The organism is Methylobacterium sp. M6A4_1b (assembly GCF_053345175.1).
In genome coordinates, this window is the sequence record NZ_JBKEZQ010000005.1 from 180,344 (window position 1) to 200,352 (window position 20,009).

General features: G+C 67.0%; 19 protein-coding genes. 3 read left to right on the forward strand and 16 right to left on the reverse strand.

From position 1 onward, the window contains the following. Nucleotides 1-4: 4 nt before the first annotated feature. Nucleotides 5-544 carry an RNA 2',3'-cyclic phosphodiesterase gene (thpR, locus tag ACLBWX_RS07675; RefSeq protein WP_447676478.1) on the forward strand — a complete coding sequence of 180 codons (540 nt, stop codon included), beginning with the start codon at nucleotides 5-7 and terminating at the stop codon, nucleotides 542-544. 21 nt (nucleotides 545-565) lie between these two features. On the opposite strand, the gene coaA is transcribed toward thpR, so the two are convergent. From coaA to petA, 11 genes are all read right to left on the reverse strand, one after another. After that, a complete protein-coding gene (coaA, locus tag ACLBWX_RS07680) occupies nucleotides 566-1,543 on the reverse strand; it encodes a type I pantothenate kinase (protein WP_447676541.1) in 978 nt (325 codons plus the stop codon). Between the two features lie 71 nt (nucleotides 1,544-1,614). Beyond that, nucleotides 1,615-1,938: a phosphoribosyl-ATP diphosphatase gene (locus ACLBWX_RS07685; RefSeq protein ID WP_447676479.1), complete on the reverse strand. Its 324-nt coding sequence runs from the start codon at nucleotides 1,936-1,938 to the stop codon at nucleotides 1,615-1,617. A 92-nt stretch (nucleotides 1,939-2,030) separates the two neighbouring features. Further along, nucleotides 2,031-2,807, reverse strand: coding sequence for an imidazole glycerol phosphate synthase subunit HisF (gene hisF / locus ACLBWX_RS07690; protein ID WP_447676480.1), 777 nt, complete (start codon nucleotides 2,805-2,807; stop codon nucleotides 2,031-2,033). A 17-nt stretch (nucleotides 2,808-2,824) separates the two neighbouring features. Continuing rightward, nucleotides 2,825-3,583 carry a 1-(5-phosphoribosyl)-5-[(5-phosphoribosylamino)methylideneamino]imidazole-4-carboxamide isomerase gene (hisA, locus tag ACLBWX_RS07695; protein ID WP_447676481.1) on the reverse strand — a complete coding sequence of 253 codons (759 nt, stop codon included), beginning with the start codon at nucleotides 3,581-3,583 and terminating at the stop codon, nucleotides 2,825-2,827. A gap of 48 nt (nucleotides 3,584-3,631) precedes the next feature. Further along, nucleotides 3,632-4,294, reverse strand: a complete 663-nt coding sequence (gene hisH, locus ACLBWX_RS07700) for an imidazole glycerol phosphate synthase subunit HisH (RefSeq protein ID WP_447676482.1) — start codon at nucleotides 4,292-4,294, stop codon at nucleotides 3,632-3,634. Then, the gene (locus ACLBWX_RS07705; RefSeq protein WP_447676542.1) at nucleotides 4,291-4,776 is read right to left on the reverse strand and encodes a DUF2628 domain-containing protein; all 486 of its coding nucleotides are present in this window, start codon (nucleotides 4,774-4,776) and stop codon (nucleotides 4,291-4,293) included. Before ACLBWX_RS07705 ends, hisH begins: the two co-directional genes overlap by 4 nt. Before the next feature lie 37 nt (nucleotides 4,777-4,813). Then, nucleotides 4,814-5,416 carry an imidazoleglycerol-phosphate dehydratase HisB gene (hisB, locus tag ACLBWX_RS07710; protein WP_447676483.1) on the reverse strand — a complete coding sequence of 201 codons (603 nt, stop codon included), beginning with the start codon at nucleotides 5,414-5,416 and terminating at the stop codon, nucleotides 4,814-4,816. A 97-nt stretch (nucleotides 5,417-5,513) separates the two neighbouring features. After that, on the reverse strand, nucleotides 5,514-6,389 hold the full coding sequence (locus ACLBWX_RS07715; protein ID WP_447676484.1) for an S-methyl-5'-thioadenosine phosphorylase: 876 nt from the start codon (nucleotides 6,387-6,389) through the stop codon (nucleotides 5,514-5,516). A 101-nt stretch (nucleotides 6,390-6,490) separates the two neighbouring features. Next, complete coding sequence (locus tag ACLBWX_RS07720; protein WP_447676485.1) at nucleotides 6,491-7,381, reverse strand: cytochrome c1; 891 nt, start codon at nucleotides 7,379-7,381, stop codon at nucleotides 6,491-6,493. Nucleotides 7,382-7,403: 22 nt separating this feature from the next. Beyond that, nucleotides 7,404-8,690 (reverse strand): cytochrome b, encoded by a 1,287-nt coding sequence (locus ACLBWX_RS07725; protein ID WP_447676486.1) that lies wholly within the window; start codon nucleotides 8,688-8,690, stop codon nucleotides 7,404-7,406. 33 nt (nucleotides 8,691-8,723) lie between these two features. Next, on the reverse strand, nucleotides 8,724-9,299 hold the full coding sequence (gene petA, locus ACLBWX_RS07730) for a ubiquinol-cytochrome c reductase iron-sulfur subunit (RefSeq protein WP_447676487.1): 576 nt from the start codon (nucleotides 9,297-9,299) through the stop codon (nucleotides 8,724-8,726). Nucleotides 9,300-9,850: 551 nt separating this feature from the next. Here petA and ACLBWX_RS07735 point away from each other — a divergent pair. Beyond that, nucleotides 9,851-10,540 (forward strand): TerC family protein, encoded by a 690-nt coding sequence (locus tag ACLBWX_RS07735; RefSeq protein ID WP_447676488.1) that lies wholly within the window; start codon nucleotides 9,851-9,853, stop codon nucleotides 10,538-10,540. Then, nucleotides 10,537-13,392 carry an ATP-binding protein gene (locus ACLBWX_RS07740; protein ID WP_447676489.1) on the forward strand — a complete coding sequence of 952 codons (2,856 nt, stop codon included), beginning with the start codon at nucleotides 10,537-10,539 and terminating at the stop codon, nucleotides 13,390-13,392. Before ACLBWX_RS07735 ends, ACLBWX_RS07740 begins: the two co-directional genes overlap by 4 nt. Before the next feature lie 42 nt (nucleotides 13,393-13,434). Here the strand turns inward: ACLBWX_RS07740 and ACLBWX_RS07745 are convergent, their stop codons facing one another. From ACLBWX_RS07745 to eda, 5 genes are all read right to left on the reverse strand, one after another. Then, nucleotides 13,435-14,364: an amino acid ABC transporter substrate-binding protein gene (locus ACLBWX_RS07745; RefSeq protein ID WP_056467427.1), complete on the reverse strand. Its 930-nt coding sequence runs from the start codon at nucleotides 14,362-14,364 to the stop codon at nucleotides 13,435-13,437. A gap of 309 nt (nucleotides 14,365-14,673) precedes the next feature. Further along, the gene (locus tag ACLBWX_RS07750; protein ID WP_447676490.1) at nucleotides 14,674-16,317 is read right to left on the reverse strand and encodes a porin; all 1,644 of its coding nucleotides are present in this window, start codon (nucleotides 16,315-16,317) and stop codon (nucleotides 14,674-14,676) included. Nucleotides 16,318-16,913: 596 nt separating this feature from the next. After that, nucleotides 16,914-17,816 carry an amino acid ABC transporter substrate-binding protein gene (locus ACLBWX_RS07755; protein ID WP_447676491.1) on the reverse strand — a complete coding sequence of 301 codons (903 nt, stop codon included), beginning with the start codon at nucleotides 17,814-17,816 and terminating at the stop codon, nucleotides 16,914-16,916. A gap of 65 nt (nucleotides 17,817-17,881) precedes the next feature. Further along, nucleotides 17,882-19,159: a dicarboxylate/amino acid:cation symporter gene (locus ACLBWX_RS07760; protein ID WP_447676492.1), complete on the reverse strand. Its 1,278-nt coding sequence runs from the start codon at nucleotides 19,157-19,159 to the stop codon at nucleotides 17,882-17,884. Nucleotides 19,160-19,384: 225 nt separating this feature from the next. Next, a complete protein-coding gene (gene eda, locus ACLBWX_RS07765) occupies nucleotides 19,385-20,002 on the reverse strand; it encodes a bifunctional 4-hydroxy-2-oxoglutarate aldolase/2-dehydro-3-deoxy-phosphogluconate aldolase (RefSeq protein ID WP_447676493.1) in 618 nt (205 codons plus the stop codon). Nucleotides 20,003-20,009 lie beyond the last annotated feature (7 nt).

Here is a 20,009-nt window from a genome sequence, read left to right on the forward strand (position 1 = left end):
ATCCGTGCCGCGCCTGTTCACCGGACTTGAGATTCCTCCCGATATCGGCCGGGCGCTGGCGCTGAAGCGCGGAGCCCTGCCCGGAAGCCGCTGGATCAAGCCCTCCGACTACCACATCACCCTGCGCTTCCTCGGAGACGTCGAGGTCGAGGTCGCCGAGGCGCTGCACGAGAGGCTGATCGAGGCGCGATCCAGGGCGCCCTTCGCCGTGACGCTCGACGGCCTGGCAAGCTTCGGCGGCGAGAGGCCGCGTGCGATCCTCGCGACGGTGACGCCCAACCCTGAGCTTCTCGATCTTCAGGCCGAGCAGGAGCGCTTGGCCCGTCGAGTCGGGGCGGAGGCGGAGCGACGCAAGTTCACGCCCCACGTCACCCTCGCCCGCCTGCGCCGCGAGGCCGGCGCGGAGGATGTCGCTGCCTATCTGGGCGAACGCGGCCTGTTCACGCCTCTCATCTTTACGGCCGAGCGCGTGGCGCTGTTTTCGGCGCGGGAATCGAAGGGTGGCGGCCCCTATGTGGTCGAGGCGGCCTACCCGCTGAGCTAGCGATCTGAACCGTTGGCATCCTCAGAGCCGGCGCAGCGCCACCGACTCGATGCGGTGACTGGCCCCCTTGGCGAGGATCAGGCTGGCTCGCTGCCGGGTCGGCAGGATGTTGTCCCGCAGGTTCGGCAGGTTGATGGTCGTCCACAGCGTGTCGGCGATCTCGATCGCCTCGGCCTCCGTCACCTCGGCGTACTTGCGAAAGTATGACAGCGGATCGCGAAAGGCGGTCTGCCGCAGGCGCAGGAAGCGGTTGACGTACCAGCGGTGCAGGTCGTCCTCGTGTCCGTCGAGATAGATCGAGAAGTCGAAGAAGTCGGAGACGAACGGGATCGCGGTGCCGTCGCGCGGCAGGCGTGCCGGCTGCAGGACGTTTAGTCCCTCGACGATGAGGATATCGGGAGACTCGATGATCCGTTCCTCACCCTGCATGACGTCGTAGACGAGGTGGGAGTAGAGGGGGGCCGCGACCCGCTTCTTGCCAGCCTTGATGTCAGTGAGGAAACGCAGCAGCGCGGCGGTGTCGTAGCTCTCGGGAAAGCCTTTCCGCTCCATCGCGCCCATCCGCTTCAGCTCGGCGTTGGGCAGCAGGAACCCGTCGGTGGTGATCAGGTCGACCTTCGGGGTGTTCGGCCAGCGGGCCAGCAAGGCGGCGAGCACGCGGGCGGAGGTCGACTTGCCCACGGCCACAGAACCAGCGAGGCCGATGATGTAGGGGACCTTGGTCTCGTGTTCGGCCAGCAGAAAGCGCTGGGTCGCCTTGAACAACCCTTGCGTCGCCGCAACGTAGAGCGAGAGCAGGCGCGAGAGCGGCAAATAGATCGCCTCCACCTCCTCGACCGAGATCGGATCATTCAAGGACTGCAGGCGCGACACCTCCTCCGCCGCCAAGGTGAGAGGCGTATCGGCGCGCAGCTGCGCCCATTCCTCGCGGGTGAAAAGACGGTAGGGCGACAGCCGTTCGGAGCCCTGGCCGGTGACCGGGTCCTGGCCCTCGACCATTGGCCGCTCGGCCCGGCCGACCGCCAGGGAGGGCACGACCAAGGGCGACACGGAGAAGGGTGGCTCAGCGTTCACGCAGGGCCCCGGGAGGCCTTCTCGGCGATCCCGCTCTGCGCCGTGCGCTGCTCGAGCTCGGCCATCACCTCCTCCAGAGGAATGCCGCCGCCCCGCAGCACGACCATGAGGTGGTACAGCACATCCGCCGCTTCGGCGACGAGGCCCGAGCGGTCGCCCTGGACGGCTGCGATCGCCGCCTCGACCGCTTCCTCACCGAGCTTCTTTGCAGGCTTGGACGGGCCGCCGGCCAGGAGTTTCGCGGTGTAGGAGGTCTCGGGCGTGGCTGTCGCGCGATCCGCGACGAGGGCTTCGAGGTCGCTGAGAGTGAACTGGGTCATACAATCCTGGTCCCGGCTAACCGGGCCTATCGTGCCATGCAACCGAGCGTGCGGCACGATTGATCATGACGCAAGGGGTGCGGAAGTCGGCCTCAGAGATCGAGGCGCATGGAAAGGCCGGCCGCAGCCATGTGGGCCTTGGCCTCGGAGACGGTGTGCTGCCCGAAATGGAAGATCGAGGCCGCCAGGACCGCGCTGGCTCCCCCCTCGCGGACGCCTGCCACCAGGTCGTCCAGGCCGCCGACGCCGCCCGAGGCGATGACCGGGACGGAGACGGCATCGGAGATGGCCCGCGTCAGGCCGATGTCGTAGCCGGACCGCATCCCGTCGCGATCCATCGAGGTCACCAGCAATTCTCCGGCGCCACGGGCGGTGACGATGCGGGCGAAGTCGATGGCGTCGATCCCTGTGGGCTTGCGCCCGCCATGGGTGAAGATCTGCCATTCCGGCGGCTCGCCGGGACCGGAGGTGCGCTTGGCGTCGATCGCCACCACGATGCACTGGCTCCCGAACTTCTCCGCCCCACGGGCGACGAAATCGGGATCGTTCACGGCCGCCGTATTGATCGAGACCTTGTCGGCCCCGGCCAGCAGCAGGGTGCGGATGTCCGCGACGGTGCGGATGCCGCCGCCGACGGTGAGCGGCATGAAGCAGGCCTCGGCCGTGCGGCTGACGACGTCGACGAGCGTGCCGCGATCCTCGTGGCTCGCCGTGATGTCGAGGAAGCAGAGTTCGTCGGCGCCGGCCGCGTCGTAGGCCTTGGCCGCCTCGACCGGATCTCCGGCGTCGCGAAGTTCGAGGAACTGCACGCCCTTGACGACACGGCCGTCCTTCACGTCCAGGCAGGGAATGATGCGGGTCTTGAGCACGGGAAGCCTCGGACGCGTCAGGTCGCCGGCGCGGCGTCGGCCGCACCGGTCGCGCGACGGATGGCGGCCAGGGCCTCGCGCGGGTCGATCCGGCCGTCATAGAGGGCCCGACCCGTGATGGCACCGGCGAGGAGCGCACAATCCGGCTCCAGGATGCGGTGGACGTCCTCGATCGAGGCGAGCCCGCCGGAGGCGATCACCGGGATCGTCACGGCACGGGCGAGTCCCAGGGTCATCTCGATGTTGAGGCCCTTGAGGATGCCGTCTCGCGCGATGTCGGTGTAGATGATCGCCGCGACCCCGGCATCCTCGAACCGGCGGCCAAGCTCCTCGGCCGTCATGCTGGACGTGGTGGCCCAGCCCTCGACCGCGACGCGACCGTCCTTGGCGTCGATGCCGACGGCGATCTTTCCGGGATAGAGGCGGGCGGCCTCGCGCACGAAGGCCGGATCGCGCACGGCGGCGGTGCCGATGATGACGCGGCTGACGCCCTTGGCCAGCCACGCTTCCAGGGTCCGCATCTCGCGGATGCCGCCGCCGAGCTGTACCGGCAGCTTGGTCCGCGCCAGGATCGCGTCGACGGCCCCCGCGTTCATCGGCGCGCCCGCGAAGGCTCCGTCGAGATCGACCACGTGCAGCCAGGAGAAGCCCTGCTCCTCGAAGACCGCGGCCTGGGCCGCCGGATCGTCGCTGAACACGATGGCCTGCGCCATGTCGCCCTGCACGAGGCGGACGCAGCGCCCTTCCTTGAGATCGATGGCCGGAAACAGGATCACGCGTCGGTTCGCTTTCGGGTGTGACGGTTCAAAGATGGGATCTGCGCCTCAGGGGCGCCAGCGCAGGAAGTTGGCGAGCAGCGCGAGGCCGAGGCGCTGGCTCTTCTCCGGATGGAACTGGGTGCCGGCGACGTTGTCGCGCGCCACCATCGCGGTGACCGGGCCGCCGTAATCGCTGTGGGCGACGCGGTCCTCCATCCGCTCCGGCGACAGCGCGTAGCTGTGCACGAAATAGGCGTGCAAGCCGCTCCCGCCGGTCGGAATGTCGGACAGGAGCGCATGCGGCCGGTCGACCTCCAGGGTGTTCCAGCCCATGTGGGGCACCTTGAGACCCGGGTCCGCCGGCTGTATCGGGCCGACATCACCGGGGATCCAGCCGAGGCCGGCGGTCGTGTCGTGCTCCAGGCCACGCGTCGCCAGGAGTTGCATGCCCACGCAGATTCCGAGGAAGGGACGCCCACGCGCGTGTGCGGCGTGGGTCATCGCCTCGACCATTCCGGGCACGGCATCCAGCCCGCGGCGGCAATCGGCATAGGCACCGACCCCCGGCAGCACCACACGGTCGGCCGTGGCAACCGCCTCGGCCTCGCTCGTCAGGACGATGCGGGTTTCGTCGAGGCCGGCCTCCCGTGCCGCCCGCTCGAACGCCTTGGCGGCGGAGTGGAGGTTGCCCGAGCCGTAATCGATGATCGCGACCGTCTCAGCGCTCACCGCCGCCCCTCGCTGAACGGGAACATGCCGATGGCGAGGTCGCTCGGCGGCACCGTTACGGCGACCTGAGACACAGGCCCGGTCCGCCCCAAAGGCGCGCCGGCGAGCCAGCGGGCAGCGGCCTTCATCTCGGCCTCCTCGGCGTTGGCGGCGGTGATCGCGTCGCGCACGGGGCGTCCCGCTCGCGCATAGGTCCAGCGCCGCAGAGACGAGGCTTCCAGGCCGATCAGGATCGAGATCAGCAGCGTGACCACGAATCCGGCGATGGGTGTGAGCCCGAAAAACCGTACCCCGAAAGCGACGAGGACGAGGAGCGCCAGCACGCCGAGACCGGCCAGCCAGAGGCGGTGAAAGAAGAACCACAGGGGACCGAAGGCGAAGGCCGGCCAGGAGAAGCCGTCCGGCACCAGGTGTGCCCGCTCGAGACCGTGGGCCTCGCCGGCGAGAGCGCCCCGCGCGGGGTGCAACGTATAGGTGCGCATCACGTCTCGCATCCTCCCTGCCGACCCGCGGTGCGGATCAGAGCGACCCCTTCGTCGACGGAACGCGGCCGCCCTCGCGCGGATCGATCGCGACAGCCTGCCGCAAGGCGCGGGCCAAGCCCTTGAAGCAGCTCTCGGCGATATGGTGGGCATTGTCGCCGTAGAGCGTCTCGACATGCAGCGTGATGCCGGCATTCATCGCGAAGGCCTGGAACCATTCGCGAACGAGTTCGGTGTCGAAATGTCCGATCTTCTCGACCCGGAACTGGGTGCGGAACACGAGAAACGGCCGACCCGAGATGTCGATGGCGACCCGGGTCAGGGTCTCGTCCATCGGCAGGTGGATGTCGGCGTAGCGACCGATGCCGCGCTTGTCGGACAGAGCCTGGGCGAAGGCCTGTCCGAGGGCGATGCCGGTATCCTCGACCGTATGGTGATGATCGACATGGAGATCGCCGGTCACGGCCACGTCGAGGTCGAACAGCGCGTGACGCGCGAACAGCTCGAGCATGTGGTCGAAGAAGCCGACGCCCGTCGACACCTGTGCACGCCCCGTCCCGTCGAGATCGATGGCGACCTGCAGGTCGGTCTCCGCCGTCTTACGGCTGATGCGGGCGGCGCGCTTGGCCTCGTGTGTCAAGGTTCGGATCCAGTTCGGGGACGAACCCGCCTTCTAGAGGGAAGACGGGGTCGCGGAAAGGGAGCACAGCGCCGAATTCACCGGCGCCGCGGCCGGCTCAACGGTTCAGGACTCGGCCAGCCACCGCGTCGAGCATGGCCAGCAGGGCCGGATCGCGCTGTGCCGGAGCGGTCATGATCGCGCCCTCGAGCGCGCGCTCGGTCCCGACCGGGCACGGTTCGCGCTCCGCCGGAAAATCGCGGGCCAGGCGGGCGACGAGGCGTGCCGCCTTGTCGGCATTGGCTCGGGCCACCGCCACCACGGCGGCGACGTCGACGGCGTCGTGGGTCGGGTGCCAGCAGTCGAAATCGGTCACCATGGCGATCGTCGCGTAGGTGATCTCTGCTTCCCGGGCGAGCTTGGCCTCCGGCATGTTCGTCATGCCGATCACGTCGTAGCCCAGCGCCTTGTAGGTGGTGGACTCGGCGTAGGTGGAAAATTGCGGCCCTTCCATGCAGACGTAGGTCCCGTCGCGATGAACCGCGATGTCCTCCGCCAGCGCCGCCGCGGCGATGCGCGCCTGCAGCGCCGGGCCGACCGGGTGCGCCAGGGAGACGTGGGCGACGCAGCCGTCGCCGAAGAACGAACCAGCACGGCCATGGGTCCGGTCGACGAACTGGTCGACGAGGACGAACAGGCCTGGATGCAGCTCGGCCTTGAACGAGCCGCAGGCCGAGAGCGAGACGAGGTCAGTGACGCCGGCCCGTTTCAGGACGTCGATGTTCGCCCGATAATTGATGCCCGACGGCGCGTAGCGGTGACCGCGGCCGTGACGAGCCAGGAACACCACCTTGGTCTCGCCGATGCGGCCGATGCGCAGAGCGTCAGACGGCTCGCCCCATGGGGAGGCGATCCGCTCCTCGCGGATATCCTCCAGTCCGGGAAGGTCATAGACCCCGGACCCGCCCATCACGCCGAGCACCGCTGCCGTCATCCTGGTCTCCATAAGATTTGCGCCGGTCGCCCCTCCTTGGGGCGCCGGCGCGGATCGTGTCAACGAAGGGCGGGCGGTCCGGACGGACCACGGAAACCCGGTCAGTAGGTCTTGTGCAGCTCGGGCTGGAGGCCATGAACCTCGCCACCGACTTTCGCCCAGATCTTCTTCTTCACGTAGTAGAGCAGACCCGACAGTACGAGCAGGAAGAGGATCACTCGCAGGCCGAGCGCCTTGCGCGCCATCATGTGGGGCTCGGCCGCCCAAGCCATGAACGCCGCGACGTCGTGGGAATACTGCTCCACCGTCTCGGGCACGACAGGCTCGCCCTTGTCGTTCTTGGCGTAGGTCACCTGGCCATCGCTGATCGGCTTCGGCATCGCGATCAGGTGCCCGGCATAGTACTTGTTGTAGTAGGTGCCTGCCGGGATCTCCTTGCCTTCCGGCGGATCCTCGTAGCCGTTCAGCAGCGCGTGGATGTAATCCACGCCCTGCTCGGAGAATCCGATGAACGGCATCGCGTCCAACACGAACCAGGGAAAGCCACGCTCGTAGGTGCGGGCCTTGGCGAGAACCGAGAAGTCCGGCGGGGCCTTGCCGCCGTTGGCGGCAGCGGCCGCCTTCTCGTTCGGGAAGGGCGATGGGAAGGCATCGGCGGCACGGGCGGGACGCTCGACGTCTTCGCCCGCATCGTTCTGCTCCTTCACCTTGTACTGGGCGGCGAGTTCCTTGACCTGCCCGGTGGAGAAGCCAGGGCCACCCTCCTCGGACAGGTTGCGGAAACGCACCAGGCTCATGCCGTGGCAGCTCGAGCAGACCTCCTTGTAGACCTGGAAGCCGCGCTGGAGCTGGGCTTGGTCGAAGCGGCCGAATGTGCCGGCGAAGCTCCACGTCTCGCGGGGCGGATGAGGGGTTCCCTCATCCGCGGACGCGACTGTGACGCTCAAGACGGCCGCGAGCAGGGACGCGGCGAGGACGCGGGTCGTTTTCATGGTTCTCAAAAGTCCCCTGCCCTCAACCCTTGGATGACGGTGCGGCGGCGGCACCCATCGGCATGCCGGACCCGCCCACCTGCTTGCCGGGACCCGTCACGGTCTCGAGGATCGAGCCGGGAAGCGCCTTCGGCGTTTCGAAAAGGCCAACGAGCGGCATGACGAGAAGGAAGTGAAGGAAGTAGTAAGCCGTGCAGATCCGGGCCGCGATGACGTAGCCGCCTTCTGGCGGCTTGGCGCCGAGCCAGCCGAGCAGGATGGTCACCACCACGAACAGCCAGAAGAACTGACGGTAGATCGGCCGGTAGTTGCACGAGCGGACCCGCGAGGTATCGAGCCATGGCGCCAGCGCCAGGATCAGCACCGCGCTGAACATCAGGATGACGCCGCCGAGCTTGTCCGGCACCGCCCGCAGGATCGCGTAGAAGGGCAGGAAGTACCATTCCGGCACGATATGGGCCGGTGTCACGGCCGGGTTGGCCGGCACGTAGTTGTCGGCGTGGCCGAGATAGTTCGGCTGATAGAAGATCCAGTAGGCGAAGAAGGCGAAGAACAGGACCGTGGCGAACACGTCCTTGACGGTTGCATAGGGCGTGAAAGCGACAGCGTCCTTGCCCGACTTGATCGGGATTCCGGCCGGGTTGTTCTGGCCGGTGACGTGCAGCGCCCAGACGTGCAGGACGACGACGCCGGTGATCATGAACGGCAGCAGGTAGTGAAGCGAGAAGAAGCGGTTCAGCGTCGGGCTCCCGACGGAGTAGCCGCCCCAGAGCAGGCTCTGGATGGTCTCGCCCACGACCGGGATCGCGCCCAGGATGCTGGTGATGACGGTGGCGCCCCAGAAGCTCATCTGGCCCCACGGGAGCGTGTACCCGAGGAAGGCCGTCGCCATCATCAGAAGGTAGATGATCACGCCGAGGATGTAGAGCACCTCGCGGGGCGCCTTGTACGAGCCGTAGTACAGTGCCCGGAAGATGTGCACGTAGACGGCGACGAAGAACATCGAAGCGCCATTGGCGTGCATGTAGCGCAGCAGCCAACCGTAGTTCACGTCGCGCATGATGTGCTCGACGGAATTGAAGGCGTTGGCGGCGGACGGGTCGTAATGCATCGCCAGCCAGACGCCGGTGACGATCTGCGACACCAGCATCGCGATCAGGATCGCGCCGAAAGTCCAGAAGTAGTTCAGGTTCCGCGGCACCGGGAAGGAGACGAAGGAGGAATGCACCAGCCCGATCAGGGGCAGGCGCGATTCGAACCACTTCGCCAAGGCGCTCTTGGGAACGTAGGTATTGCCGTGTCCGCTCATGGGGCGACCCGCTCCAAATCCTGTTTCAGGGTGTCAGGCGACGGCCTTGCCGCCCTCTTCACCGATCCGGATCTTGGAATCCGATTCGAAGACATAGGGCGGGACAGGCAGATTCGTCGGGGCGGGACCCCGGCGCACCCGGCCGGACGTGTCGTAGAGAGAGCCGTGGCAGGGGCAGGACCAGCCCTCGTATTGTCCCTGGTGGCCGATCGGCACGCAGCCGAGATGGGTGCAGTTACCGTAGACGACGAGCCACTTGGCGTGACCCTGCTTCACGCGGGCCGAGTCGGGCTGCGGATCGATGAGATCGGACAGCTTCACCTCGGAAGCCTCCTTGATCTCCTTCTCCGAGCGGCTTCGCACGAAGATCAGTTTGCCGCGCCAGAACACGTTGACGATCTGACCTTCCTGGATCGGAGTCAGGTCGACTTCCAGGGGAGCACCGGCCGCGATGGTCTCGGCATCGGGCGCCATCGAGGCGACGAAGGGCCACGCGAGGGCACCGGCCCCCACGGCCAGACCGGCGCCCGTCGCGAGGAACATGAAGTCGCGCCGCGTGCCGTCCGGCGCGCCGTGGGAGCTCTCGGGATCGGCTGCCGTGTTCGCCAAGTGTCAAACTCCAAGCATGATTGCGCCGGGTGACCCTGATCTCGACCGTGCGGCAAGGGCCAAGCGAGACCTTAGAGGCTTTCAAAGGAATGTCAGCCCGGCGGGACGGAAGCACCATCCTACATGATTGTGCAATGCGACCCGGCGTCACCCGAAGTCAAGGCGCGAAACAATTCAGAACGCGCGGTTTTTATCCGTGGCACGACCCTGTCCAGGGTGTGGCGCGCGAAGACCACAGGAGCCGTGAAGCTCTCGGTCTCGGTGCGATGCCATGCACGTATCGAGGACAGCGCGGCACGGGCTGGGAGGCTCCATAGCCTCGGTTGCCTGCATCAAACCTTGGGCGTCTGTCGCCTGGCTGGAGCAAGCGCGAAACGGTGCCCGACCCGGTCGCGGATCGAACGAACTATCCCTCGCTGGGCATGCTCGTAGAGGTTGCATCGCAGCGCGACGGCATCCGCTCTTTGCCGCCTGTGCGAGGGTGCGCGGATGCGCTACCCGAAGCGGGATCATCTGGCGGTTCCGTCAGGCCGACAATGCCGAAAGATCCGATGGACATCAGCGATCCGCAGTTCCTCCTGGCCGTGCTGCAGATCGTGTGGATCGATCTGCTGCTCTCGGGCGACAATGCGGTGGTCATCGCGCTCGCCTGTCGGTCCTTGCCCGAGCATCGCCGGCGCATTGGCATCCTCCTCGGCGCCGGCACGGCGGTGCTCCTGCGCATCGCTTTTGCATTGGTGGTGTCGTCCCTGCTCGCGATTCCCCTGTTGCGGATCGTCGGCGGCCTTCTCCTGCTGATCATCGCGGTGAAGCTCGCGGTCGGCGAAGACGAGGCCGATCCCACCGTAGCGGAGAGCACGACGCTCTGGCGGGCGGTCCGGACCATCGCGATCGCCGACGCCGTGATGAGCCTCGACAACGTCGTCGCCGTTTCGGCGGCCGCCAAGGGGCATACCGCCCTGTTCGTGTTCGGCCTCCTCCTCTCGATCCCCCTGATCATCATGGGGGCCTCGCTGATCACGGCGCTCCTCGTCCGGTTTCCGCTGATCCTCTGGGCCGGAGCGGCCGTGCTCGGCTGGATCGCCGGGGAAATGATCGCCACCGATCCGCTGGTCGCCGGTGCGACGGCGACCGTCCGCCACGCGACCGAGATCGGGGGCGCCGCCGCCGCACTGCTCGTGGTCGGCGTTGCCCGAGTTCTCTCGCAGCGGCGGACCGCGCGGGCAGGAGGCGCCGCGTGAGCGGATGCCTGCCTTGGCTCGGCTCCTTCGCACGGAGGAGGCGTGCGCTCCTGCGCCGCGGGCGAGCCTGGACCGGAGAGCTGGATCGCTCCGAGCCCGATGCCCTGCGCGCGGCGTTCGAGGCCTCACCCGATCGACAATTCGTCTTCGCGCGCCTGCCGGATGGCGGGTTTCGCCTCGCGGCTTGGAACGCGGCAGCGGCCCACGCCGTCGGACGCGGCGGCGAGGCGATCGGCTGCGAGCTCGCGGCGCTCCTGCCGACAGAGCAGGCCGCGCCGCTGCGCGCCGGCCTGGAGCGGGCGATCGCCACGGGCAGAGTCCTGCGGATTCGCGACCAGACCACCCTTCCGGATACAGGCATCGCGACGGAGGCCATTTACGTTCCCCTCCACGAGCCGGATTCGCGCCCGATCCGACACGTCCACGTGAGCCTCCGCGACATCCACCCCCCGAATCTCGCCGATGCCGAGGCGCGGGAGGCCAATCGACTTCTGATCATGGCCGAACAGGTGGCCCATGTGGGCCACTGGCACCTGCACATCCCCTCCCGCCTCCTGAGGTGGTCCGACGAGGTCTACCGGATCCACGGCCTCGACCCGCGGACCTTCGAGCCGACGATCCAGGACAGCATCGCCGCCTGTCATCCGGACGATCGCCTCGCCGTGCTGCGGCGAATCGCAGGCGCGATCCGCCGCGGCGCGGATTTCGACCTGTCCCTGCGCCTCGTGCGTCCCTCAGGCGAGGTCCGGGAGGTACAGGTACGCAGCGTCTACCAGCGCGAACCCGGGCATTCCGGGCGTTTTGCGCTCCGCGGGTCCATTTTCGGCGTGTTCGCCGACGTCACAGAGTTGAAATCCGCCGAGCGTGCCCTCGCCGAGAAATCCGCTCTCCTGGAAGCGACCCTGGAGAGCATGGACCAGGGGCTTCTGATGATCGACGGCCGGGGGCGCATCCCGGTCATCAACAGGCGTGCCATCGAGATTCTGGCGGTCTCGCCGGAGTTGATCGCGCGCGCGCCGGACTACAGGGCCCTGCGCCGGCTTCTGCGCGAGACCGGAACCTGGGGTACCGCGATCGAGGCGCCGAGCCTCTGGCGCCTGGACGAGGACCGGCGCACCACCGAGGTGCGGTCCGAGCGCAGCCGGTCCGATGGCCGGGTGATCGAGACGCGATCGGTGCCGATGCTGATGGGCGACGGCCACGTTCAGACCCTGACGGACGTGACGGAGCGGCGGCGAGCCGACGAGCGTCTGCGGGAGAGCGAGGCGCGCTATCGCCTGCTGGCCGATCACACCTCCGACCTCATCGTCCTCGACGACGCCAGCGGGCGCCACCTCTACATCTCGCCCGCGGTTACGAGCATGCTCGGCTACGGCGTCGAGGAGGCCAATCGCATCGGCCTGCGTACCCTCGTGCACCGCGAGGACATCGCCAGCCTCTCGGCCACCCTGCACGCCCTCGGGCCCGAGCGGCCGGCGGGATCGGTCATCTACCGGATGCGCCATCGCTCCGAGCGGGACATCTGGGTCGAGGCTGCCTTCCGCCGCATCGAAGACCGGGGGGAGGTCCAGATCATCCAGGCACTTCGCGACGTCTCCCAGCGCCAGAAGCAGGAGACCGATCTCCAGAGCGCGCGCGCCGCCGCCGAAGCCGCCGTGCTGGCGAAGGCCGAGTTCCTGGCCAATATGAGCCACGAACTGCGCACGCCGCTTGCGGGCATCCTGGGCGTCCACGACCTCCTGCGGAGCGATGCCAGCCTCGGCCGGGACCAGACGCGCCTCGTCGGCCTCGCCCAGGAAGCCGGCCGATCCCTGTTGACGATCGTCAACGACATCCTCGACTTTTCGAAGATCGAGGCGGGCCGCCTCGTGATCGAATCGCTACCGTTCAGCCTGAACGAGCTGATCGAGGGGTGCCGGGAGCTCAGCGTCGAGATCGCGCAGGGACGCGACGTCCACGTCGCCACCGATATCGGCCCGGACGTCCCAGACTGGGTTCTCGGCGACCCAACCCGGCTCCGGCAGGTCATCCTGAACCTCGCTACCAACGCGATCAAGTTCACGCCCCGCGGCTCCGTCATTCTGCGGATACGCTGGACCCCGGCAGCGGAGGCGTTGCCGCGGCGGCCGTCGACCCTGCGGATCGAGCTCGTGGATACGGGGATCGGCATCGCACCCGAGGTGCTGCCGCAGCTGTTCGAACGCTTCGCGCAGGCCGACGGCTCGACCTCCCGACGCTATGGCGGGACCGGCCTCGGGCTGACGATCTGCAAGCGCCTGGTTCATCTGATGGGGGGCGAGATCGGCGCGGAAAGCCGGGTCGGCGCGGGCTCCGTGTTCTGGTTCGTGGTGCCGCTGCGTCTGGCGGCAGCGCAGAACGAGGCCGACCTCCCAAGGCCTGCGCTCCTCAACCGCCCCTCCCCCGTGCGTTGGCGCGTCCTCCTGGCAGAGGACAACCCCATCAATCAGGAGATCATCGGCACGGTGCTGCGCCAGAAGGGGCACGCGGTCACCGTGGTGGACGACGGCGAACGGGCCGTGACGGCGGCCTTCGCACAGGAACGCCCGGAGTTGATCCTGATGGACGTGCAGATGCCGGGACAGGACGGGCTCGCGGCGACGCAGGCGATCCGTGCCCGGGAGCGGCAGGAGAATTGCTCGCCGACACCGGTCATCGCCCTGACCGCCAATGCGATGCCCGAGGAGATGGAACGATGCCGCGCCGCCGGCATGGATGCGCACGTTCCCAAACCGATCGAGTGGCCGGTGCTGTTCGCCACCATGGAACGCCTCGCCGCGCGGGGCGGACCGGACCCGGGCGTTCCCCGGACAGCGGAACGCCCCGCTCCGTGAGGAGCGAGGCGTCCAGACGACGGGAGCCGCTGCGGTCGACTCTCAGTAGGCGGCGGGGTCCGCGCTGTCGCTCGGCGACGCGAAGGCCTTCACCATGGCCTCGCTCATCGGGAGGTTCAGGTTGATGCCCCGCGGCGGAATCGGCTTGGTGAACCACTTATCGTAGAGCGCCTTGCCCTCGGCGCTCTTGTAGAGCTTGGCGGTGGCTTCGTCCGCGACGGCCTTGAACGGGGCATCGTCCTTGCGCAGCATGATGCCGTACGGCTCAGGCTTCGACAGCGCCTCGCTGGAGATCGCGTAGGCGCCGGGCTCCTTCGAGCTGGCGGCCAGCGAGGCCAGGAGCACGTCGTCCATGACGAAGGCCACGGCGCGGCCGGTCTCGACCATCAGGAAGGCCTCGGCATGGTCCTTGGCCGGAAGGATTGTCAGGCCGAGGTTGCGCGCAGTGTTGGCCTCGTTGATCTGGCGGATGTTGGTGGTGCCCGAGGTCGAGACCACGGTCTTGCCCTTCAGATCCTCGATCTTGTCGAGCTTGGCCGACTTCTTGGCGACGTAGCGCGTCGCGGTCAGGAAGTGGGTGTTGGTGAAGGTGGCCTGCTTCTGGCGATCGGCATTGTTCGTGGTCGAGCCGCACTCGAGATCGATGGTGCCATTGGCGATCAGCGGGATGCGGGTCGCCGAGGTGACCGGATTCAGCTTCACCTCGAGGTTCGGGAGCTTGAGGTTGGTCTTCACGGCCTCGGCGATCTTCTGGCAGATTTCCAGGGCGTAGCCGACGGGCTTCTGGTCACCGTCCAAGTAGGAGAACGGAACCGACGCATCCCGGTAGCCGATGGTGATCGTATTGGTTTCCTTGATCTTCTTCAGGGTTCCGGTGAGCTCTTGCGCCTGGGCGCTCCCTGCCGCGAGCACTGACAGCGCGACGCTGACAGCAACGGCGGACAGGGTGGATCTCTGGTGACACGAACGCATCTGCGGGCTGACTCCGGGAGGTCGATCACGGTACGGCGATCGACGGGACTGACCTGGGCAACGTAGCAGCGGTGCGGACCGCCGCAATCGTTGATTTCGCGCTGTCCAAGCTGGCAACGCGTCTCCCCCTGGCAAACCCCGTGCCGCTCGCCCACGCTGCGTAGTTTCCGTCCCAGCCCGGGGTTTAGCGGGAGGGGTGCCCACGCAAAAAGGCCCGACTTTTCAGCCGGGCCAGTTCGCAGGTCTCGAAGGGTCGGATCATTGAGGATCCGGGCTCGCAGGGAGCCCGGATCGCGCCGTTCCGTCGGCTTAGAAGTCGCGCTGGACGCGGCCGCGGATCTGGAAGGTGTCGTCAGACGTGACGGTACGGATAGCACCGCTGGCGATCGTCGCAGCGTTAACTGGACCAACCGAACGGGTCTGATCAACCACACGTCCGTTCTGCGCACCAACCTTGTAGTAGAAGCCCTCAAGACCGATATCCAGATCCTTCACTGGGGACCAGATGATGCTAGCACCCGCCATGACCTGGTAGGTATCACGCAGCACTGAGCTGACGTTAAAGGCCGCAAATCCAGCAGAGCCGGCAACAGGCGAGCCAGTGAAGCGGGACGTGTTGTTCTGAAGCACGCTCTGGAACACAGCAGCGTTGGCCTCACGAGCTCCACGTGCAAAGGAAAGCTCGCCGTAGCTTGCGAACAGGGCCGAGCGCCACTCAGGCGACCAGTAGTGAAGGAACGAGCCCACGACCGTGAAGCTGGTGTTGAGCTGAACCTTGCCCGTGAGGGGGTTCAGCGTGGCGTCGTTCTGGTAGGGGTCGAATGCAGCCGAGCTGATCGTGCTGACAGCCGTAGCGTAGGTGCCGTTGTACGAGGTGTAGCCAGTGTACAGGGACGCGCCTTCGCCGTAAGCGCCCTGCAGGTACAGGGTGTCGCCTGGGGCGATAAAGGGCATGTTGACCTTTACGCCGCCCTGAATGGCCCAACCGTACTCACTCGCAGGACGCTGGGTAACCGCACCAAGGCCTGCAAATGCAGCGGCCGCAGCCTGGTTGGCAGTACCCGTCGTAGCAAGGGCGTTTCCGGTGTTCACTTCTTTCACAGCAGCAGAAAGCTGCGCAGAACCCCAAGCCGCATCGTACCGCAGCACGCCGACGAAGTCGGGCATCCGGTTGCGCTGCTGAACGTCGATATCCTGGAAAGTCGCTGCACCAGCGGCATTGAAGCCGGCGAAGACCGGATAGGGAGCGCCGTTAGCCGAGACAGCGCCGCTCGCCAAAATCGTGTTACGACGGAAGGACGGATCTTCCATCGAAATCGTAGCCGAGAGGCCGCTGTCGCCGAGCTTGCTCGTGTAGGCAATTAGGTTGGTGGACTGCAGGTCCGAGTTCAAGCTGGCGCCGGCAAGCTCGAAGTCGTGAGCGTAGAAGTCGAAGAACGAGGAGGCGCGACCAGCGGTGAGGCCCGCGAACTGGATGAACGCCTTGTCGGTGTTCACGAACTGCTGGACGCGGCCGATCTGATCCTGGCCGGTGGCAGCGAAGGCGTTGCCGATACGCTCCTGGGTGCCGGAGCGGAAACCGCCGACAGCGCCGGTGCGCGAGGCGAACTGGAGACGCACGAACGCGCGCAGGGTGCCGTAGGCGGTCTGGGTGCGGGCATCGACGTTGATGCGGGCGAGACCGATATAGCCAGTGGTGTCGCCCTGGCTTCCGCCGACGGTCACACCACGGCTTCGCGTGGGCTGGTAGCCGACGTCGAGGCGGGCGCGGCCCGAGAGACGGATGCAGGTGTCGGTGCCCGGGATATAGAAGAAGCCGGCGCCATAGGCAGAGCATACGCGGACGTATTCGATCGGAACAGCCTTCTTGACCGGGAGGTCGGCTGCCTGTGCTCCGGCGACCGCGGCAAACCCTGCCGCGGAGGCGAGAAGCGAGCTCTTCAAGAGCTTCATTGATATCTCCAAAAGCTTCGAGACCCGAGGGAAGGCTTACTACGCCCAGGATCTCTATGGATCCCGGTGTCGCGTGGCCCTTTGTTCTTGAATGACCGAGCGTTGACCGCTGGAAATTGTCTTGCTGCCCTGGCGTTGCCCCCAGTGCACGATCACTCTGTGCGAGCGGGTTCCCGGCGGCAACTCGGAATCGTGATCGGCGTGGCGGTTCCGGGGCGCTGTTGCGGCGTTGCAACGTTCGGCAGGTGGCTAAGTGACTGTTCCGAGGGCAGGTTTTCCAGGCCGACGTGGCGTCGGGCAGCCGGGCCGAAGAGCCCCGATGTCGCGGCAAGTCTCAGGAAATACGGAATAATCCGTGATCTATGACACATCGCAGCCGCGTATGAGGCCGTTGATCTCGACCGGCGCTGGTCATGATTGCGGCAGGCCGAGGCGCATCGGCGCCCAAAGGGCTAGGCAGGAGCGCAGGGGATCACCGAGCCCGGTCCGCGTTTCGCCACTGCCTGTCCAAGACACCGAATCGACTAATCCTGTCCTCGGCGGATTAGGATCGATCCCGCGAGCCGGTCCCGTTCATCGTCCGTCCGACGCCATCGTCAATCCTGGAGGCCGATCACCTGAAAATTGGTGTGAAGCTCGTCCGACATCGGCACGTTGAGGCGGATGCCGGTGGGCAGGCGCTTGAGGAACCAGCGCTCGTAGATCCAGCGCAGTTCACGGGATTCGGCGAGGCGCTGGAAGGTCGCAGTCACGAGGCCGGCGAACTGCGGGTCGTCCTTGCGGAACATCAACCCGTAGGGCTCGAACGACAGCTTGTCGGGGAGCACGGTGTAGGCCGAGCCATCGGGGCCGGCAGCGGCGATCAGGCCGTAGAGCAGGACGTCGTCCAGCCCGAGCGCGTCGGCGCGCCCATCCCGGACCATGGCGAACGATTCGGCGTGGTCATGGCCGGTGACGATGGTGGCGGGAATGCCCAGACGAGCGAAGAGGGCACGCAGGACGCCCTCGTTGGTAGTCCCGGCGGTGACCGCCACCGTCCGGCCGGCCAGATCGCGGAACGAACCGACCGGAGCGCCGCGCTTCACCAGCAACTTCGTAGCGCTGAAGTAGGTCACGGGCGAGAAGCCCACCAGCTTTCGCCGCTCCGCATTGGCCGTGGTCGATCCGCATTCGAGGTCGATCCGGCCGGACGTGACGGCCTCGATCCGGGTCTCCGAGGTGACGGGCTCGTACCGGACCTTCAGGTCGTTGCGTCCGAGTTCCTTGCCGATGTCGTCGACGACCTCCAGGCAGAGGTCGAGGGCGTAGCCGACCGGCTGGCCGGCGGGATCCCTGAACGAGAACGGCAGGGAACTCTCGCGATAGCCGAGGCGGATGGTGCCTGTCTCGCTGATGGTCTTCAGCGTACCGGCCAGCACGTCGATCGCCCTGGCCGAGCCCGCGCCGGCCACGAGGCCGATTCCCGCCAGTATCCCGATGATGACGCGACGTGCTGGCATGAGCGACCTCGACACGAACATGAACCCGGGCAGCGGCCGGAGCCGCCGCGCGACGCGCGCGATCGCTACTCCGCCGGCTCCGGCAGGGGGCTGACGTCGCGGTCCAGGCGCTGGTCGGACAGCGTCAGCTGACCCTCCCACTTCGCCACGGCCACGGTGGCCACGCTGTTGCCGAGAACGTTGGTGGCCGAGCGTCCCATGTCGAGGAACTGATCGATGCCGATGATGAGGAGCAAGCCCGCTTCCGGGATGTGAAAGGTGGTCAGCGTCGCCGAAATCACCACCAGGGAGGCGCGCGGCACGCCCGCCATCCCCTTCGACGTCACCATGAGAAGCAGGAGCATCGTCAGCTGCTGACCGAGGGTCAGGGGGATGTTGTAGGCCTGGGCGATGAACATCACCGCGAAGGTGCAGTACATCATCGACCCGTCGAGATTGAACGAGTAGCCCATCGGCAGCACGAACGAAGTGATCTTGTTCGGCACCCCGAAGCGCTCGAGGTTCGTCAGGGTCTTCGGATAGGCCGCCTCGCTCGATGCGGTGGAGAAGGCCAGCAGGAACGGCTCCTTGATGAGATCGAGGAGGCGCTTCATCGCGGATCCGACCAGCAGGAATCCGACGAAGGCGAGCAGGCACCAGAGCAGGGCCAGGCTGAAGTAGAATTCCAGCATGAACTTGCCGTAGGTGACGAGTACGCCGATGCCCTGGGTGGTGATGGTGGCCGCGATGGCCGCGAACACAGCGACCGGGGCGAAGCCCATGACGTAGCCGGTGATCTTGAGCATCACGTCAGCGAGACCCTCGATACCCTGCGCGAGCAGCTTGCCCTTCTCGCCGAGCGCGGCCAGGGCCACGCCGAAGAAGATCGAGAACACCACGATCTGCAGGATCTCGTTGTTGGCCATCGCCTCGACCGGGCTCTTCGGCACCAGGTGGGTCACGAACTCCTTCAGGGACAGCGAAGCGGCCTTGAGGTTCGTGGTGGCCCCGGCATCGGGCAGCGGCAGGTTCAGGTTGTCGCCGGGCCGGAGGATGTTGACCATGACGAGCCCGAGGAGCAGCGAGCAGAGCGAAGCGCCGACGAACCAGAGCATGGCCTTGCCGCCGACGCGGCCGACAGAAGCGGTGTCGCCCATGTGGGCGATGCCGACGACGAGGGTCGAGAAGACCAACGGAGCGATGATCATCTTGATCAAACGCAGGAAGACGTCGCTGATCAGTGCGATGTATCCGGAGATCTCCTTCGAGGTCTGCGGATCCGGCCAAGTGATGTTGCAAAGATAGCCGACGGCAATCCCAAGCAGCATGCCAACGAAGATGTACGTGGTGAGCCTGGACTGCATCGCTTCCCCCACCGCCGCACCCGAAGGCGCTCCGCGCCACGAACCAGGAGCCTGGTTCCTTCGGACCGGTACTGCACGAGGCATGCCAGGCTTGGGATCACGATACCGGCCAGGGATTAAGTCTCTGACCGGAACGTGCCCTCCAGGCGCTCGCCAGGGGAGGCTAGCCTTTTTCCGACCACAATCAAGCGCGGCCTTCGAGGGCGTTGCGCCGCGCGAGGCTCCTCAGGCCGACCGCAGGCGAGTGGCGGCCTCGGCCGACCGCCGGATCAGTTCAGGCTCGGGCGCGCCCGGCGGGACGACCCAGCTGCCGCCGACGCAGAGGACCGGCTTCAGGGCGAGCCAGTCCGGCGCCGTCGCCTCCGAGATCCCGCCGGTCGGACAGAATCGAACCTGGCCGAAGGGGCCGGCGAGCGCCTTCAAGGCCTTGATGCCGCCTGCGGCCTCGGCGGGAAAGAACTTGAAGCGATCGAGGCCATGGTCGAGGCCGCGCATGATGTCGGCCGCATTCGCGACACCCGGCAGGTAGGGCACCCCGCGTGCGAGGGCGGCGCGGGTCAGGGGATCGGTCAGGCCGGGGCTCACGATGAAGCGCGCGCCCGCCTCCAGGGCGGCATCGAGGTCGCGCGCGTTCAGCACCGTACCGGCGCCGACCACGGCCCCGTCGACCCGGGACATCGCGCGGATGACGTCCAGGGCCGCCGGCGTGCGCAGGGTGACCTCCAGGGCAGTGAGCCCGCCCGCCACCAGGGCGCGGGCGATCGGCTCGGCTTGCGCGACGTCCTCCACCACCAGAACCGGGATGACGGGAACGGAGCGCATCAGGGCGTCGATGGTGGTCATGGGCAGC

Excerpts from the sequence above, each read along its gene's own strand:
- coaA (WP_447676541.1), bottom strand. The coding sequence starts at position 1,543 with ATGGTCGAGGGCCAGGACCCGGTCACCGGCCAGGGCTCCGAACGGCTG.
- ACLBWX_RS07750 (WP_447676490.1), bottom strand. The coding sequence starts at position 16,317 with ATGAAGCTCTTGAAGAGCTCGCTTCTCGCCTCCGCGGCAGGGTTTGCC.
- ACLBWX_RS07745 (WP_056467427.1), bottom strand. The coding sequence starts at position 14,364 with ATGCGTTCGTGTCACCAGAGATCCACCCTGTCCGCCGTTGCTGTCAGC.
- ACLBWX_RS07735 (WP_447676488.1), top strand. The coding sequence starts at position 9,851 with ATGGACATCAGCGATCCGCAGTTCCTCCTGGCCGTGCTGCAGATCGTG.
- ACLBWX_RS07760 (WP_447676492.1), bottom strand. The coding sequence starts at position 19,159 with ATGCAGTCCAGGCTCACCACGTACATCTTCGTTGGCATGCTGCTTGGG.
- ACLBWX_RS07715 (WP_447676484.1), bottom strand. The coding sequence starts at position 6,389 with ATGACGGCAGCGGTGCTCGGCGTGATGGGCGGGTCCGGGGTCTATGAC.
- ACLBWX_RS07725 (WP_447676486.1), bottom strand. The coding sequence starts at position 8,690 with ATGAGCGGACACGGCAATACCTACGTTCCCAAGAGCGCCTTGGCGAAG.
- eda (WP_447676493.1), bottom strand. The coding sequence starts at position 20,002 with ATGACCACCATCGACGCCCTGATGCGCTCCGTTCCCGTCATCCCGGTT.
- ACLBWX_RS07685 (WP_447676479.1), bottom strand. The coding sequence starts at position 1,938 with ATGACCCAGTTCACTCTCAGCGACCTCGAAGCCCTCGTCGCGGATCGC.
- ACLBWX_RS07705 (WP_447676542.1), bottom strand. The coding sequence starts at position 4,776 with ATGCGCACCTATACGTTGCACCCCGCGCGGGGCGCTCTCGCCGGCGAG.
- ACLBWX_RS07720 (WP_447676485.1), bottom strand. The coding sequence starts at position 7,381 with ATGAAAACGACCCGCGTCCTCGCCGCGTCCCTGCTCGCGGCCGTCTTG.
- ACLBWX_RS07755 (WP_447676491.1), bottom strand. The coding sequence starts at position 17,816 with ATGCCAGCACGTCGCGTCATCATCGGGATACTGGCGGGAATCGGCCTC.